This is a genomic window from Streptomyces sp. NPDC058457 (genome assembly GCF_042720695.1).
GTDB lineage: Bacteria > Actinomycetota > Actinomycetes > Streptomycetales > Streptomycetaceae > Streptomyces.
Window position 1 is genome coordinate 12,752 of sequence record NZ_JBHXLU010000135.1, and the last position, 15,477, is coordinate 28,228.

At 73.2% G+C, this 15,477-nt stretch carries 11 protein-coding genes; 7 read left to right on the forward strand and 4 right to left on the reverse strand.

What is annotated here, in order from left to right:
- Positions 1-6 precede the first annotated feature (6 nt).
- Together ACFWPS_RS50765 and ACFWPS_RS50770 are read right to left on the reverse strand one after the other, a co-directional pair.
- A complete protein-coding gene (locus ACFWPS_RS50765; protein ID WP_383720408.1) occupies positions 7-972 on the reverse strand; it encodes an alpha/beta hydrolase in 966 nt (321 codons plus the stop codon).
- 31 nt (positions 973-1,003) lie between these two features.
- The gene (locus tag ACFWPS_RS50770; RefSeq protein WP_383720411.1) at positions 1,004-3,838 is read right to left on the reverse strand and encodes a LuxR C-terminal-related transcriptional regulator; all 2,835 of its coding nucleotides are present in this window, start codon (positions 3,836-3,838) and stop codon (positions 1,004-1,006) included.
- Between the two features lie 162 nt (positions 3,839-4,000).
- On the opposite strand from ACFWPS_RS50770, the gene ACFWPS_RS50775 reads away from it, so the two are divergent.
- The 5 genes from ACFWPS_RS50775 to ACFWPS_RS50795 all read left to right on the forward strand — a co-directional run bounded on the left by ACFWPS_RS50775 (position 4,001) and on the right by ACFWPS_RS50795 (position 11,667).
- Positions 4,001-6,763: a helix-turn-helix transcriptional regulator gene (locus ACFWPS_RS50775; protein WP_383720413.1), complete on the forward strand. Its 2,763-nt coding sequence runs from the start codon at positions 4,001-4,003 to the stop codon at positions 6,761-6,763.
- 339 nt (positions 6,764-7,102) lie between these two features.
- Positions 7,103-8,218: an NAD(P)-dependent alcohol dehydrogenase gene (locus ACFWPS_RS50780; protein WP_383720416.1), complete on the forward strand. Its 1,116-nt coding sequence runs from the start codon at positions 7,103-7,105 to the stop codon at positions 8,216-8,218.
- A 209-nt stretch (positions 8,219-8,427) separates the two neighbouring features.
- Positions 8,428-9,036 carry an ester cyclase gene (locus ACFWPS_RS50785; protein ID WP_383720418.1) on the forward strand — a complete coding sequence of 203 codons (609 nt, stop codon included), beginning with the start codon at positions 8,428-8,430 and terminating at the stop codon, positions 9,034-9,036.
- 67 nt (positions 9,037-9,103) lie between these two features.
- Entirely contained in the window at positions 9,104-10,084 is a 981-nt protein-coding gene (locus ACFWPS_RS50790; RefSeq protein WP_383720420.1) for a protein-ADP-ribose hydrolase, read from the forward strand.
- Positions 10,085-10,206: 122 nt separating this feature from the next.
- Positions 10,207-11,667, forward strand: coding sequence for an aldehyde dehydrogenase family protein (locus ACFWPS_RS50795; protein ID WP_383720423.1), 1,461 nt, complete (start codon positions 10,207-10,209; stop codon positions 11,665-11,667).
- Here the strand turns inward: ACFWPS_RS50795 and ACFWPS_RS50800 are convergent.
- Positions 11,655-12,581 (reverse strand): helix-turn-helix domain-containing protein, encoded by a 927-nt coding sequence (locus tag ACFWPS_RS50800; protein WP_383720425.1) that lies wholly within the window; start codon positions 12,579-12,581, stop codon positions 11,655-11,657. The two genes, ACFWPS_RS50795 and ACFWPS_RS50800, sit on opposite strands and share 13 nt — an antisense overlap.
- A gap of 35 nt (positions 12,582-12,616) precedes the next feature.
- On the opposite strand from ACFWPS_RS50800, the gene ACFWPS_RS50805 reads away from it, so the two are divergent.
- Positions 12,617-13,483: an NAD-dependent protein deacetylase of SIR2 family gene (locus tag ACFWPS_RS50805; protein WP_383720428.1), complete on the forward strand. Its 867-nt coding sequence runs from the start codon at positions 12,617-12,619 to the stop codon at positions 13,481-13,483.
- An 11-nt stretch (positions 13,484-13,494) separates the two neighbouring features.
- Here ACFWPS_RS50805 and ACFWPS_RS50810 read toward each other — a convergent pair whose 3' ends face one another.
- A complete protein-coding gene (locus ACFWPS_RS50810; RefSeq protein ID WP_383720431.1) occupies positions 13,495-14,388 on the reverse strand; it encodes a helix-turn-helix domain-containing protein in 894 nt (297 codons plus the stop codon).
- Between the two features lie 96 nt (positions 14,389-14,484).
- On the opposite strand from ACFWPS_RS50810, the gene ACFWPS_RS50815 reads away from it, so the two are divergent.
- Positions 14,485-15,243: a nuclear transport factor 2 family protein gene (locus tag ACFWPS_RS50815; RefSeq protein WP_383720434.1), complete on the forward strand. Its 759-nt coding sequence runs from the start codon at positions 14,485-14,487 to the stop codon at positions 15,241-15,243.
- Positions 15,244-15,477 lie beyond the last annotated feature (234 nt).

Consider the following 15,477-nt stretch of genomic DNA (forward strand, 5'->3'; position numbering starts at 1 on the left):
TGCCCGTCACCGCAGACGGGCACGCAGGAAGGCGCATCCGGTCAGAATCGCCGCCCGGGTGGGCGCGCTGTCGGCCAGGGCGTGCAGTGCCACGAAGTCGTGGATGGTGCCGAGGAACCGCGCGGACAGCGCGTCGACCCCGGCCTCGGACAGCCGCCGCGCGTACTCCTCGCCCTCGTCACGGGCCACGTCGGCCTCGGCGGTGACGACCAGGGCCGGCGGCAGCCCCGCCAGCTCCTCCGGGCGCGCCCGCAGCGGTGCCGCGGTGGGTTCGGTCCGCCGGGCCGGGTCGGGGACGTACCGCGCCCAGTAGGTGCGCAGCGCCCGGCGCGTGAGCAGGTAGCCGGTGGCGAACTGCCGTTGCGAGGGGCTGTCGCAGCGGGTGTCGGTGAGCGGGTAGTAGAGCAACTGCGCACGGATCCGCGGCCCGCGTCGGGACTTCGCCAGCATGGTCACGGCGGCCGCCAGCGTGGCCCCGCCGCAGTCCCCCGCCACCGCCAGCCGGCCCGGATCCAGCGCGAGTTCGCCAGCCTGGGAGACCGCCCAGGTCAGCAGGGCGTAGCACTCCTCCAGGGCCACCGGGTAGCGGGCCTCCGGGGCGCGGCTGTACTCCGGGACCACGGCGCACACGCCCGTGCCGGTGACGAGTGCGCTGATGAGACGGGCGTGGGTCTGGGCGTCGCCGAGCGACCACCGGCCGCCGTGCAGGTACAGGAGGGTCGGGAGCGGGCCGGGCGCCCCGGCCGGACGGACGGTCCAGAAGCCGAGCAGCCGCGACGGGCCGACCGGTGCCACCCGGAAGACCGCGTCCACGTCGAAGTCCTCGAACCGGTCGGCCTGGGTCTCCCGCAGTGCCCGCCGCGCCGCGTCCGGGCCGAGGTCGTCGAGGGCGGGCGGTACGGCGGAGGCGCTGACCAGGCGCTGCACCACGCGGTCGAGGACCACGGCCGTACCCGGTCGTCCGGGCCTCATGGGCTCTCCTCCGACCGGTCCGCCGAGCCCCTCACCGGCCCTGTACCAGGTCACGGAGCTGATGACGGCTGCTGATGCCGAGCTTGGGATACACGTTGTACAGATGCGAGCCCACGGTGCGCGGCGACAGGAAGAGCCGCTCGCCGATCTCGCGGTTCGACAGACCGCGTGCGGCGAGCTGCACGATCTGCCGCTGCTGTGCCGTCAGTTGCTCCAGCGGGCCGTCGTCCTCACGGGCGGGGGCGGGCGCGGCGCCGCTGGCGCGCAGTTCGCGGTGGGCGGCCGCCGCGAGGCCGCCGGCGCCGAGGCGTTCGGCGGTCTCCAGGACCGTGCTCAACTGCTGGCGCGCCTCCAGGGTGCGGCGGCAACGGCGCAGCCAGACGGCGTAGTTGAGGCGGACGTGGCCGCACTCCCACGGCCACCGGTTCGCCGCGTGGTTGACGAGCGCGAGCTGGAAGTGCTCCTCGGCCTCGCCGTCCGGGCCGACCATGGCGGCGGCGTGGTGCAGGAGCAGCGTCATCCTGGTGCTCGGGCGCTCGCCCTGCTCCGCCCGGACCCGCTCCAGGATCGGCAGGGCCTCGGCCGACCTGCCGGTGCGCTGGGCGGTGACCGCGAGTTCGGCGATGCTCCGCGCCGACAGGAAGGGGTGCAGGGGCACTCCGTCGGCGGTGAACAGCTCGCGCAGCTGCCGCCAGGCGCCTTCCATGTCTCCTTGCGCGAGAGCGGCGAGTCCGCGACCGCGCAGCAGCCGGGCGTGGGTGGCCCGGTTCTCGTCCAGGCAGACGGCCCGCCAGACGGCGGGGGTGAGCCCGGGTGTCGCCGGAAGGGTTCCGCGCAGTGCGCGCACGGTGAGGGCCTGCGCCTCCAGATCGGCCTGGAGGCGGGGCAGGCGTAGCACCGCGGCCCCGGTCATGGCGTCCTTGATGACGGTCTCGGCCTCCGGGAACCGCCCGATGGCGACGAGCGTGTCCACGAGGGCGAGGACCGACCAGCCGCGCAGGCCGAAGGCGCGGGCGGTCCGCAGTCGGTCGTCGGCCGTGCGCGACTGCCCCAGGTCGACGTCCGCCTCGTCCGCGTGGTGGGCCACCCCGGCGAGGACCGCCCGGGCGACCGACGCGTCCGGGCCGGCCGGAGGGGCGCCGTGCGACCGGCCGAGGCCGGACAGCGAGCCGGTGGCGGACTGCGGCCGGGCCACCACGGTGACCAGCGCGTCCAGTGCCCGCCGGGTGTGCGGTGTGTCCAGGCGGACCAGCGGTCCGGCCGCGGCGGGGGGCCACCGCTCGGCATCCTCGGCGCCCTCGGCGTCCTCGGCCTGCCGGGCCCGGTCGAGCAGCGCGGCCAGGGCCGCCGTGTGCTCCGGCAGCCCGGACTGGGAGGCGATGCCCGCTGCCAGACCCGCGAGCGCGAGCGCGAGGGTCCGGCCCACCGCGGGGAACAGCTCCGAGACGTCGACCAGCAGCTCGAAGGCCTCGCGCTGGGCGGACTCCTGGGAGAGCGTGGCGGCCAGGGCACCGGCCGCGGCGCAGACGAGCTCCGGATCGGCGGATTCCCGCACGACCCGGCCGTACAGCTCCCGCACCCAGCCGGGGTCGCCCACCGCCTGCGCGGCCGTCAGGGCCTCGGCCAGCCGGCGGGCGCGTTCCGGACGCCCCGGGCTGAGCCAGGCCGCCTGCTCCAGCGCGTGCGCGGCCTCCACCGCGTCCCCGCGCCGCCAGGCGGACGCCTCCAGCGCGGCGGCGACGAACGCGTTGGTGCCGACGGTGGTAGCGGCCAGGTGCCGGGCCCTGATCTCGGGCAGCACCGCGGCCTTGGCGAGGGCACGGTGTGCCTGCTGGCGCTCACCCGCCGGGCGCCCCAGATACGCGGCCGACCGCGCCAGCGGGTGCCGGAAGACGAGCCGGTCCTCGACCAGCATGACGAGTCCGGCCGCCTCCGCCGGCGCCCACACCGCCAGGTCGCCGGTGCCCAGGGCCACCATGACGGCGGCGACGGGTTCGCCGGGCCCGGCGGCCGCCGCGTACAGCAGGGCCCGGCGCGTGTCGGCGGGCAACGCGTCGAGTCGTACGCCGAAGACGTGCTCCGCGGGCGCGCGCCGCGGCGCTCCGGCGGGTCCGTGCGCGGGCCGCAGCGCTCCGGCGGGTCCGGGCGCGCCGCGGCCCAGTTCGACCAGGGCCAGCGGGTTGCCCTCGGCCTCCGCCAGGATCTCCAGCCGGTGTCTGCCCGCGAGTGCCGCCGGCTGCCGGTCGAGGAGCACGGCGGCCGCCACGTCGTCCAGCGGGCCCAGGCACAGGGTTTCGGTGCCGGGCGGCGCGCTGGGCAGGGCCGCCTCGTGGCGGGCGGCGAGCAGCATCGTCACCGCGCGGCCTGCCAGCAACCGGGCCGCGGCGAACAGCGCCTCCAGGAAAACGCGGTCGCACAGGTCGGCGTCGTCCACGCACACCAGCACCGGCCCGGACACGGCGAGCCGGTCCAGCAGCGCCGTCACCGCCGCGTGCAGCTCCGGCCCGTCCGGCCCGTCGTCCCCGCGCAGTACGGCCGTCAGCACCCGGTGGTGCGCGGCGGGCAGGGCGGCCAGTTCGCCCCGCACCGGCGACGCCAGCAGCTGGTGCAGACAGGCGTGCGCGTGCCGCGGGTCCTCGGCCCAGCCCTGCGCGGACAACACCAGCACGCCGTCGGCGGTGGCCCGTTCCCGGACGTGCCCGAGCACCGCAGTACGCCCGATCCCCTCCTCCCCGAGGAGCAGCAGGGTCTGGGGAGTGCCGGGCTCGCGCGTCACGCACCGCAGGATCCGCTCGATCTCGCCGTCCCGGCCCAGGACGGTGGCCTCGTCGCCGATCGTGGGCTGCTGGGGTGGGTGGACCGTCATTCACGTACTCCCGTGGCGGTGGCGTTCTCCCTGGCCAGGGGAGATCATCGCGGAGACCGCACCGGAACGCTTCTGTCACATGACCAGTCGCCCGCCGTCCCGGTCGGGTCGGCCGTCGCTGGCAGGATGACGGCATCAAGGGCTCGACGACAAGGACCGTTCATGCACGCCGGCACCGGCACCGACCATCGCTCCGATCCGGGCATCCTGGGCCGGGCCGCCGAGCTGGGCCGCCTCGACCGGCTGCTCGGGGCGGTGGACGGCGGCGGTCCGCAGGTGCTGGTGCTGACCGGGGAGCCGGGGGCGGGCAAGAGCACGCTCGTCGACCGGACGGCCGAGCGGGGGCGGGCCCGGGGCCTCGGGATCCTGCGGGTGCGTGGCAGCGAGGGCGAGGCCGGCCTCGGTCTGTCGGGGGTGCACCAGCTTCTGCATCCGTTGCTGCCCGGGGACGGTCTGCCCGCGGGGCAACGGGAGGCCCTGGACCGTGCCTTCGGTACCGAGGCCGCGCGGTACGAACTGAGACTCGATCAACTGTCCCTGTGCGTCAGCGTGCTCGCGCTCGTCGCCGAGGCCGCCGCACGCGGGCCCCTGCTCCTGCTGGTGGACGACGCCCAGTGGCTGGACCTCGGCTCGGTGGACGTACTGGCTTTTCTCGCCCGGCGGCTGGAGGGCAGGCCCGTGGTGCTGCTGCTGGCCGCCCGCGAGGAGAGCGTCCCGGCCCGTTTCGACCGGGATTTTCCGCAGGTGACCCTGGGCCCCCTGAGCCGTAGCGCGGCGGGGCTGCTGCTGGACGCGCAGCCGGATCCGCCCCGGGGCAAGGCCCGGGCCGAGATACTCCGGCAGGCGGCCGGCAATCCGCTGGCCCTGATCGAGCTGCCGCGGGCTCTGGCCCTGGGCCGGACGGGCAGTGCCGGGGGTGTGGCCCTGCCGCTCACGGCGCGTCTGGAGAACCTGTTCGCCGCCGACCTGTCCGGCCTGCCCTCGCCCACGCGGGAGGCCCTGCTCCTGGTGGCCGCGGCGGGCACGGCGGACCTGGCCGACCTGGTCCGTGCCGCCCCGGCGCTGGACGTCGTCCGGGCGCTGGACCCGGCCGAGCGCGTCGGCCTGGTGCGGGTGGAGAGCGACCGAGTGCTGCTGCGTCACCCGCTGGTCCGGTCGGCCGTCTACCACGCGGCCTCCTTCCACGAGCGACGGCAGACCCATCTCGCGCTGGCCGCCGTGCTGGCCGAGGAGCCGGACCGCCGGGCCTGGCAGCTGGCCGCCGCGGTGACCGGTCAGGACGCGGAGGTCGCCGACGCCCTCGCCGAGAGCGCCGAACGCGCCCGTGGCCGGGGCGGTTACGCGGCCGCCGCGACCGCGCTGGAACGCGCCGCCGAGCTGACCCCGGCACCGGAACTGCGCGCCCGGCGCCTGCTGACGGCCGCGCAGTCGGCCATGTTCGCCGGTCACCCGCAGTGGGTCGGCGAGATGAGCGGCCGCGTCGGCGATCTGACCGAGGATCCCCTGCTTCGTGCCGAGGCCTCACTGCTGGGCGGCTGGGCCCTCGGGGTCACGCTCCGGCACGAGGACGCGCTGGCCCTCCTCCTGAGCGTCGCCGAGGCCTGCGCCGCCTCGGCCCCGGACCTGGCCCTGAGTGCCCTGAGCAACGCCGCGACATCCGTCTACAACTCCGGTGCCCCGTACTGCCGTTCGGAACTCCGCCGGATTCGCGGCCTGATCGACGAGGACGGTGACCCCGCCGCCTGCGCCTGGGCCCGGGCGGTCATCGACGCCCCAGGTGAACGGCTGCTTCTCATGCGGCTCTTGGCGGAAGGGCTGGCCGCCCTGGCACGGGAGGAGTCCCTCGGGACCCTCACCGCACTGGGCGGCACGGCCTGGATCCTGGACGAGACCGAGCAGGCCGTGCGCCTCCTAGGCCGGACCATGGACCTCCTCCGGCGTGCCGGCAGCGCGGGCACGAACGCGACCGTTACGCAGACGCTCGCCCTCGCCCTGTTCGAGAACGGCTCCTGGACGGCGGCCGAGGAGGCGGCGGGCGAGGCGTTCTGGATGGCGGCGGAGGCGGGAGCCGACAACGTGACGGTGGGCGCCCGCATCCTGCGGGCCACGCTGTGCGCACTGCGCGGCGACCATACGGCGGCGCGGACGCGGGCGGCGGAGGCCGTACAGGGCGTCGACCTGCGCGGGTCACTGAGTCTTCAGGTCCGCCACCGGCACGCCGTGGGCATGGCGGCGCTCGCCGCCGGCGACCACGCCGACGCCTACGAGCAACTGCGCGCGACCTTCACCCGCGGTCTGCGCCCCGCCCCCGTCCACTACCACGCTTCCCTCTACTACCTGGGCGACCTGGCCGCCGCGGCGGTCCGCGCCGGGCGGGCGGACGACGCGCGCAAGGTAGTCGACGCCGTGGCGCAGGACCTGAAGCCCGACCTCTCCCCCCGCCTGACCGCCGTACTCCACCGGGCCACTGCCCTGCTGACCGACACCGGCGACGCCGAACACCACTTCCGCGCCGCCCTCGACGATCCCGCCACCGACTGCTGGCCCTTCGAAAAGGCCCTCGCCCACCTCGACTTCGGCGAGTGGCTGCGCCGGCACCGCCGCAGCGCCGAGGCCCGCCCGCACCTCAACGCGGCCCTGGAGTGCTTCCAGCGTCTCGACGCCCGCCCCTGGACCGAGCGCACGGCGGCGGAGCTGCGGGCGGCCGGGGCGGCGACGGCCACCGCTCCCGGCAGCGAACTCACCCCGCAGGAAAGCCAGATCGCCGAGCTGGCCGCCCAGGGCCTGACCAACCGCGACATCGCGGCCCGCCTCTACCTCTCGCCCCGTACGGTCGGCTATCACCTGCACAAGGTCTTCCCCAAGCTCGGCATCACAGCCAGGGCCCAGCTCCGGGACGCCCTCACGCAGGAGGGGCGTGAGTGACCGGGCGCCGGGGCCGCCGTGGCCTTCACCGCGGCGAAGGCCCTGACATCCCGGTGGAGACGGGACCAGCTGTCGGATTCTGACCATGCCTCGTCGCAATTGAGCCGCCTCCCTCGGTGGCTCGGCTCCTAGGTTGGGAGCGCGGCGCGGGGACTGCCGTTCGTCGCTCAGGACGACGTCGCCGCCGTGCTCCTCGCCCGGTGGACCGGCCGCCGGAGACACCTGTGACCTGACCGGTCCCGAACGCACGTCCCCGGTCCCCGGCGAGGCGGCCGTCGTCCGCCCGAAGGCCGGAGCTGCTCCGCCCGCTTCACCACTGACAGGCAGGAAGGCACGACCATGACCGAGACGCGAGCAGCGGTGGTCCGCCCGGGCACGGGGACGTTCGTCTGGGAGGAGGTTCGGCTGCAGGACCCTCGGCCGGACGAGGTCCTCGTACGCATCGTGGCCGCGGGCATCTGCCATACCGACCTCGCCGTCCGGGACGAGAAGCTCCACACCCCGCTGCCCGCCGTCCTCGGCCACGAGGGGGCCGGTGTCGTGGAAGCGGTCGGCGCCGACGTCACCCGGGTCGGCGCCGGTGACAAGGTGCTGCTGTCGTTCAGCTCCTGCGGCCGGTGCGGTGCCTGCGAGCACGGTCATCCCGGCTACTGCGACACGTTCATCGCGCGCAATTTCGCCGGCGCCCGGCCCGACGGCAGTACGCCGGTCCACGGCGTCGACGGCACCCCGCTGGGCGGCCGCTTCTTCGGCCAGTCCTCGTTCGCCCACCACGCCGTGGTCGACGAGCGCAGTGTCGTACCGGTCGAGGCCGCCGACGAGGACGAGTTGGCGCTGCTCGCTCCCATCGGCTGCGGGATACAGACCGGCGCGGGCGCCGTGCTCAACGAACTGCGCCCCGGCCCGGGAGACACGGTGGCCGTCTTCGGCGCGGGGGCGGTGGGTCTGTCCGCGGTCATGGCGGCCGCGTTGACCTCGGCCGCCCACGTCATCGCCGTCGACATCGTGCCCTCGCGCCTCGACCTCGCCCGCGAGCTGGGGGCGACCGATGTGGTCAACGGCAAGGAGGAGGACGTCGCCGCCCGGCTGACGGAGATCACGGCGGGCCGGGGCGTGACCCATGCGCTGGAGACCAGTGGCGTTCCCGCTCTGCTGCGGCAGGCCACGGACTCGCTCGCCGTTCGGGGGACCGTGGCCGTGGTCGGGGCTCCGCCGGTCGGCACCGACGGCACCTTCGACGTCAACTTCCTGCTCAACGGGCGCGTCGTCCGGGGCGTCACCGAGGGCGACAGCGATCTGCTCGGCTTCGTACCTTCCCTGGTGGGTCTTCACCGTGCGGGGCGCCTGCCGTTCGACCGGATGATCCGCTTCTACCCGCCGGACCGGATCAACGATGCCGCCGCCGACGCGGCTGGCGGCGAAGTGGTCAAGCCGGTGCTGCGCTTTCCCGCCTGACCGCGCTGCGCGGCGCCCCGTGACCGCTCCGACCTCCGTCGCACTGACTGCTTCCCGCCCTGCCGGCTGTCGTTTTATGACCATAAGAAGTCGCCATCTGAACCGACAGACCCGGCAATGGCGACTTATTTTGAACACATCACATCCGGCTGCCGACGTCGTCATCGGCAGGTCCGTCTCCGCCGTTTCCCCAGTCAAGGAACCGAAAAATGTTGGATCGTCGCTCTCTCCTTCGCAACACCGGTGCGGCCACGCTCGGTGCGCTGGCCCTGACCGCGGTCGCCGGCGGTACGGATCTGGCGGCCGCGGCCGAACGCCGCCCGGACCTGTTCGGCGACCCGGCCTCGACCACGGAGGCGGAGTCGCTGTGGCCCGCGCACCTCACCGCCGTCGAGTGCCGCAATCTCGAGACCTTCGACGAGCTCGACTTCCAGGTCTACTCCGGCCAGGAATGGGACCGTCTCGGTGAGAGCCACGCCCAGAACGTCCGTGTGCACTGGCCCGACGGCCACTACACGGACGGCATCGAGCGTCATGTCGCGGATCTGAAGACGCAGTTCGTCTGGGCGCCGGACACCCGTGTCAGCGAACACCCGCTCCGTGTCGCCAAGGGCGAGCTGACCGCGGTCACCGGAGTGCTGAAGGGCACGTTCTCCAGGCCCATGCCGGACGGGACGGGCGGTTTCATCCAGCCGACGGGCCGGAGCTTCGCCGTCAACATGGTCACCGTCGGGCTCTGGAACAAGCACGGTGTCATGGACGAGGAGTTCCTCTTCTGGGACAACCAGACCTTCAACCAGCAGATCGGGCTCGCCTGACTCCCGGCCGAGTTCTTCTCCGATGTCCGTTCCGGAACCTTCCACGACCATCTCGCCGGAGCCTTCCATGGCCGACTCGCCGTTCCCGCCCCACGGATTCGCCGAGCGGAGCGTCCCGCCCCGGGCGCTTTCGCTGGCCGGCTACCGGGAGGCGATCGCCCTCGACGAGCCGTTCCGTCCGTCGGCGGCCCCGGCGCCCGCCGACCTGCTGGACGACCATGTCCGTATCGCACTGCGCATGCTCAGCGGCGACCCGGCCGTGCCACGGCTCGGCCTGCGCGCCGACTCCCTGCGCGATCCGGGCGCGGCCGACGCGGCCACCGCCCGGCGGCTCCTGCGCGCCCTGCTCACGGTCCGTCCGCCCGGTCCGCTGCCCGACGCCACCACCGAGGTGCTCGATGCCCTTCTCGGTGCGGAACGCCGGCTGCGGCCCACCGTCGCGGTCCGACAACTGCCCACGGTCGCCCAGGTGTTCCCCCGGAGCTCCTTCCGGGCCGCCCGCCACACCACGCTGTGGCGGGGGGACATCACCACGATCGCGGCGGACGCGATCGTCAACGCCGCCAACAGCGCCCTGCTCGGCTGCTTCCAGCCACTGCATCCCTGTATCGACAACGCCATCCACAACGCCGCAGGACCCCGGCTGCGCGACGACTGCGAGACCGTCATCACACTGCAGGGTGCCTCCGAACCGACGGGAACCGCCAAGATCACCCGGGGACATCACCTGCCGGCCCGGTACGTCCTGCACACCGTCGGCCCGATCACCGACGGCAGGACCCGTACCGGTGACGCTGCGGCGCTGGCCTCCTCCTACCGGTCCTGCCTCGGCCTCGCCGCCGAGGTGGGGACGATCCGCACCCTGGCCTTCTGCGCCGTGAGCACCGGCGTCTTCGGGTATCCCAAGGACGAGGCCGCCCGGATCGCCCTGCACACCGTCTCCGACTGGCTCGACGCGCACCCCGACCGGTTCGACCGGATCGTGTTCACCGTGTTCGACGCCGACGACGAGTCTGCCTACCGAAGAGCCCTCGGCACAGCGGCGTGAACCGAGCCCTGACGGGTTGTCGGCCGTCGGCCGTGACGCCGTGACCTGGCCTCCTCAGCCGCCCGCGGCTGCCTCGGCCGCCCGCTGCTGCCCTGCACCTCCCGTACCGAAGGAAGCTCCCCATGCCCCTCACCCGTGACATGCTGATCGACGGCAAGGACGTGCCCGCGCTCTCCGGCCGTACCACGAAGGACATCGACCCCTACACGGGCGAGGTGTACGCGACCGTTCCCGCGGCCGGCCCGGAGGACGTGACGCGTGCCGTGGACGCCGCGGACGCGGCCTTCGCACAGTGGGCCGCGCTTGCCCCGTTCGTCCGCCGGGCGATCTTCCTGAAAGCCGCCGACCTGCTGGAGTCCAGGACCGGGCAGGTCGTGGAGACCATGGCCCGCGAGGCGGGCGGAACGCGCCCGTGGGCGCACTTCAACGCGCGACTCGGGGCCGACATCCTGCGCGAGGCGGCCGCCGCGGTCACCGCGCCGCGCGGGGAGGTACTCAGTGCCCAGCAGGAGGGGGTGCTGGGGCTGGCCGTGCGCGAACCGCTGGGCGTGGTGGCGGCGTTCGCCCCGTGGAACGCTCCGGTCATCCTCGGTGTGCGGGCCGTCGCGGGTCCCCTGGCCGCGGGCAACACGGTCGTCGTCAAACCGAGCGAGGACGCGCCCGTCGCCTGCGGACTGCTCATCGCCGACGTGCTCCGCGAGGCGGGTCTGCCCGACGGCGTGCTCAACGTCGTGACCAACGACCGCGAGGACGCCGCCCGGATCGCGGAGACGCTCATCGCGGATCCCCGGGTGCGTGCCGTCAACTTCACCGGCTCCACGAACGTCGGCCGCATCATCGGCATGCACGCGGCCGACCATGTGAAGCCGGCCGTCCTCGAACTGGGCGGCAAGAACGCGGTGATCGTCCTCGACGACGCCGATGTCGACTACGCCGTCGACGCCGTCACCTTCAGCGTGTTCATGAACTCGGGCCAGATCTGCATGTCGGCCGATCGCGTCCTCGTCCACGCCTCGCTCGCCGAGGAGTTCAAGGAGAAGTTCACCGCGAAGGTCGCCGCGCTGCGGGCCGGTGACCCCAGCCACCCGGAAACGGTGGTGGGCCCGCTGGTCAGCGCGTCCGCCGCGGAGCGCGTGGCCGGTCTGGTCCGGGACGCGGTCGCGGAGGGCGCCACCGTACTCACGGGCGGCGGCCGGGCGGAGCGCGCCGTGCACCCGGCGACGGTGCTCACCAACGTGCCCAGGAGCGCCGAGCTCTACTACGGGGAGGCCTTCGGCCCGTTGTGCGTGCTCGAGACATTCTCCGACGACGACACCGCCGTAGCGCTCGCGAACGACACCGACAACGGCCTGACCTGCGGTGTCATCACCGAGAACGCAACCCACGGTCTCGCCGTCGCACGCCGCGTCCGCACCGGGATCGTGCACGTCAACGACCAGTCCGTGGCCGACGAGCCGCAGGCGCCCTTCGGCGGTGTCAAGGCGTCCGGTTACGGCCGGTTCGGCGGACGGTGGGGCATCGAGGCCTTCTCCAACACCCGTTGGGTGACCATCGCCACCCAGCAGGCCCGCTACCCGTTCTGACCGCCCGTCGGTTCATGAGGCGCCCGGCGCCCGCGGACCTCGTCGCGGAAGTCGATCGGGGACCGGCCGACCCGGTGCAGGAAGTACTTGCTGAACTGGGAGGGGTTCACGAAGCCGAGTTGGTCGGAGATCTGGGCGGCGGTCTGGTCGCTGTGCGCCAGCAGCCGCTTGGCCTCCAGTACGACCCGGCGGTCGACGAACTCCTTCGCGCTCAGCCCGACGCCGTTCAGTGTGGCCCGGGCCAGAGTGCGTCCCGAATAGCCGAGCATCCGGGCGTAGTCCTCCACGCGCCGGGTGCGGGTGAAGTGCTGCTCGACGGCGTCACGGAAACGCAGATAGGTCTCGTCCGGTTCCGGCGCGGGGCTGCCGGCCGGAACCGTCAGGTGGGCCAGCCGCAGCACCAGAACCGCCAGCAGGTGGCGCAGGGCCGCCATGTGCACCTCCAGCGGCAGGTGACCGAGCGCCTGGAACTCGTGCCGCAGGTGGTCGGCGGCCAGGTCCAGTGCCCGCGCTTCGTCGGCGACCGGGGTGCTGACGACGGGGACGTACGGGTCGTCGACCCGGGCGGCCGTCACGGTGGCGGCGTCGAGCATGTCCTGCTGGAACAGGATCAGCGTGCCCTCGGCCTTCGTGAGGTCCCCCCACTGCTGCACCCGCCCGGGGCGGACCCACAGCCAGGAACCCGGCCGGAGGGTGTATCCGGTGAAGTCCACGGTCTGCCGGAGTTCGCCCGAGGCGAGGGTGAGCAGTTGGTGGAAGCCGGGGCGCTGGGGCCGGGCGAGGGCGGTCTGCGACACACGACTTCGCAGCTCGGTCAGCGACATGACCTCGGCACCCGTGGGCGTACCCGCAGGCGCGGTGAATGGAAGCTCGGGGATCTCCCGCGAGGCAGTGTGTCGGTTTTTGACCATCATCAGTCACCAGGTTAACCGGAAGGACCCCAGGCATCGTGAGTTCCACGAGCGACACCCACACCTCCGCACCGCAGGCGGTCGAGACACTGCGTTCCTGGCTCGGAGAGGCCGACCGGGTCCTGGTCGCGGCCGGTGCGGGTCTCAGCGCGGCCGCCGGCTTCGACTACGCCGACGCCGAACGTTTCAAGGAACTGCTTCCGGCGCTGTACCGGCTGGGACTGCGGTCGCGCTACTTGCTGGGCGTCCCGCTGCCCGCGGACATGATGTGGGGCTACTGGGCCGTCCACATCGACGACATCCGCCACGGTCCGGGCCCCAACCCGCTCTACCGGCGGCTGCGGGCACTGGTCGGCGACCGCGACCACTGGGTCATGACGTCGAACGTCGACGCACTCTTCGTCCGCAACGGCTTCGCCGCGGACCGGGTCTTCACCCCCCAGGGCGACTACGGCCGGCTCCAGTGCACGGTGCCCTGCACGCGCGAGACCTGGCCCAGCAAGCCGTACTTCGACCGGATCCTCGCGGTGTACGACCGTGAGAGCGGCCGGGTGACCGACCCGGCCGTGCTGCCGCAGTGCCCCCGCTGCGGTGCCGCCGTCTTCCCAAATGTCCGGGTCGGCCCCGAGTTCGTCGACGACTCCTACCTCCCCGCCGGGCAGCGCCTGGTCCGCTGGCTCGACCGGGCCCCCGCGGACGGCAGGCTGCTCGTCCTGGAGATCGGCGCCGGCTTCAACACCCCGGGCGTGATCCGCCTGCCGATGGAGAACCTGGTACGCCACACCCGGCAGGCCCGGCTCGTGCGGGTGAACCCCGATCATCCCGACGTCCCCGCCGACCTCGGCGACCGCGCGCTGTCCCTGCCCTTCGGGGCCGGCCTGCTCCTTGACGCGCTCGTCCCCTGAAGGACGGTCGGTCAGCGCTGGGTGTGGCGGAAGGTTCCCGGGGTCAGGCCGCTCTCCCTGGTGAAGAACTTGCTGAAGTTGGTGGGTTCGGTGAAGCCGAGCCGGGCGCTGACGGCGGCGACGGGCAGGTCGGTGTTGGCCAGCAGACGTTTCGCCTCCAGCATGACCCGGGCGTCGACGAGTTGCTTCGCGGTGTGACCGGTGGCCCGCTGACAGGCACGGTTGAGGGTCTTGAGGGAATAGCCGAGCCGGGCGGCGTATTCGTGGCCCTGGCGCAGGACCGCGAAGGATCGCTCCAGTTCGTGCCGGAAGAGCCGGTACGGCTCCTCCGTGACCGCCGGTGCGCGGCCGTCGGAGGCGGGGAGACGGGCGATGCGCAGCAGCAGGGCCGCGAGCAGGTGGCGCAGCAGTTCCCTCGTGATCTCCGGGTCCTGTTCGGGGAGGTCGGTGTACTCGGCGGCGAGGTCGGCCAGGGCACGGCGGAGGCGCTCGTGGTCGGCCGGGCCGAGTGGCCAGTAGGCCGGGCCGAAGGCGTCGTCCGTCACACGGGCGGTCGCTGGAGACCGGGGCGGGAAGTCCGGGGTGAAGAGCACGATGGTGGCGTCCAGGTCCGCCGGGGCGTTGCCGGACGCCGTCGGCAGGTGCTGTACCTGACCGGGCCGGATGTACAGCAGCGTGCCCGGCCGAAGCGGTACGTCGACGAAGTCGACCATGCCGGTCGCCTCGCCGCTGTGAACGAGGGTGAGCTGATGGAAGTCGAGCCGGTGCACACGCCTGAACTCCTCGCCCGGCAGTCGGCGAGCGAGGTCCCTGAAGGGGAGCACCTCCATCCGCAGACCCGGCCGGGCCGGGTTGCGGTAACCCCGCTCGATCACCGGTGCTTGTCCCGTTTCGACCATGGCCATGCCTGACTCTACCGTGTGCCGGCGCGGGCCGGCCGCGAGAGTGGATGCAGTCCGGCGGGCGAGGTGTCGCCGGAAGATGCAGATAGGAGAGGTGCCATGAGCAACAAGGAGACCGTCCTCAAGGCGGCCGGCGAGCTCTTCGGGGACAAGGACCCGAGCGCGGTGGACCGCTGGGTGGCCGCCGACTACCGTCAGCACAGCAGCCTCGCGGCGGACGGCCCGGAGGCGCTGCGGCAGCTGGTGGCCGGCCTGCCGGACGGGTTTCGCTACGAGGGCGCCCGGGTGATCGCCGATGGCGACCTGGTCGCGCTGCACGGCACGTACCACGGCTTCGGCCCCGAGCCCCTGGTCGCCTTCGACCTGTTCCGCGTGGACGCCGACGGCAAGCTCGCCGAGCACTGGGACGCGCTGACGCCGGTGGTGACGGCGACCGCTTCCGGCCGCGCACAGACCGACGGCCCGGCCGAGCCGGCCGACCTGGAGAGGACCGAGGCGAACCGCGAACTGGTCGCCGAGTTCGCGGAGAAGGTCCTCAAGGGCGCCGACTACTCGGTGCTCACCGACTACATCTCCACGGAGACCTACCGCCAGCACAACCCGGAGGCGGCCGACGGCCTGGACGGCTTCGGTGCCGCCGCGGCCAAGTGGGCCGAACAGGGCAAGACCCTGGTCTACAAGAACGTCCACAAGGTCGTGGCCGAGGGCGACCTCGTGCTCCTTCAGTCGGAGGGCGAGTTCGGGGTGCCGGTCGCCTACTGGGACCTGTTCCGTGTCGTCGGCGGCAGGATAGTCGAGCACTGGGACGTCATCGCTCCCGTCCCGGCCGAACTGCCGCACTCCAACGGCCTGTTCTGAGCCGCCGTCCGCTGACTGTCCGGCAGGCCTGATCCGCCGGGCAGGGTTCCTGTTCGGGCGGTCTCCCGGCGGTCGGGGCATGGTGGCAGGTCCTCTTGGCAGCTCGGGGTTGCGATCCCAGCCGCGCAGTACCAGGAGGCCCTAATTCCTTGTGAACAGCTCCAGTAGCGGGAACCACACTCTCGCCGGGCTGTTCGAGCGCGGGGCTACGACGCCTTTCTGGACCCGGGCCGT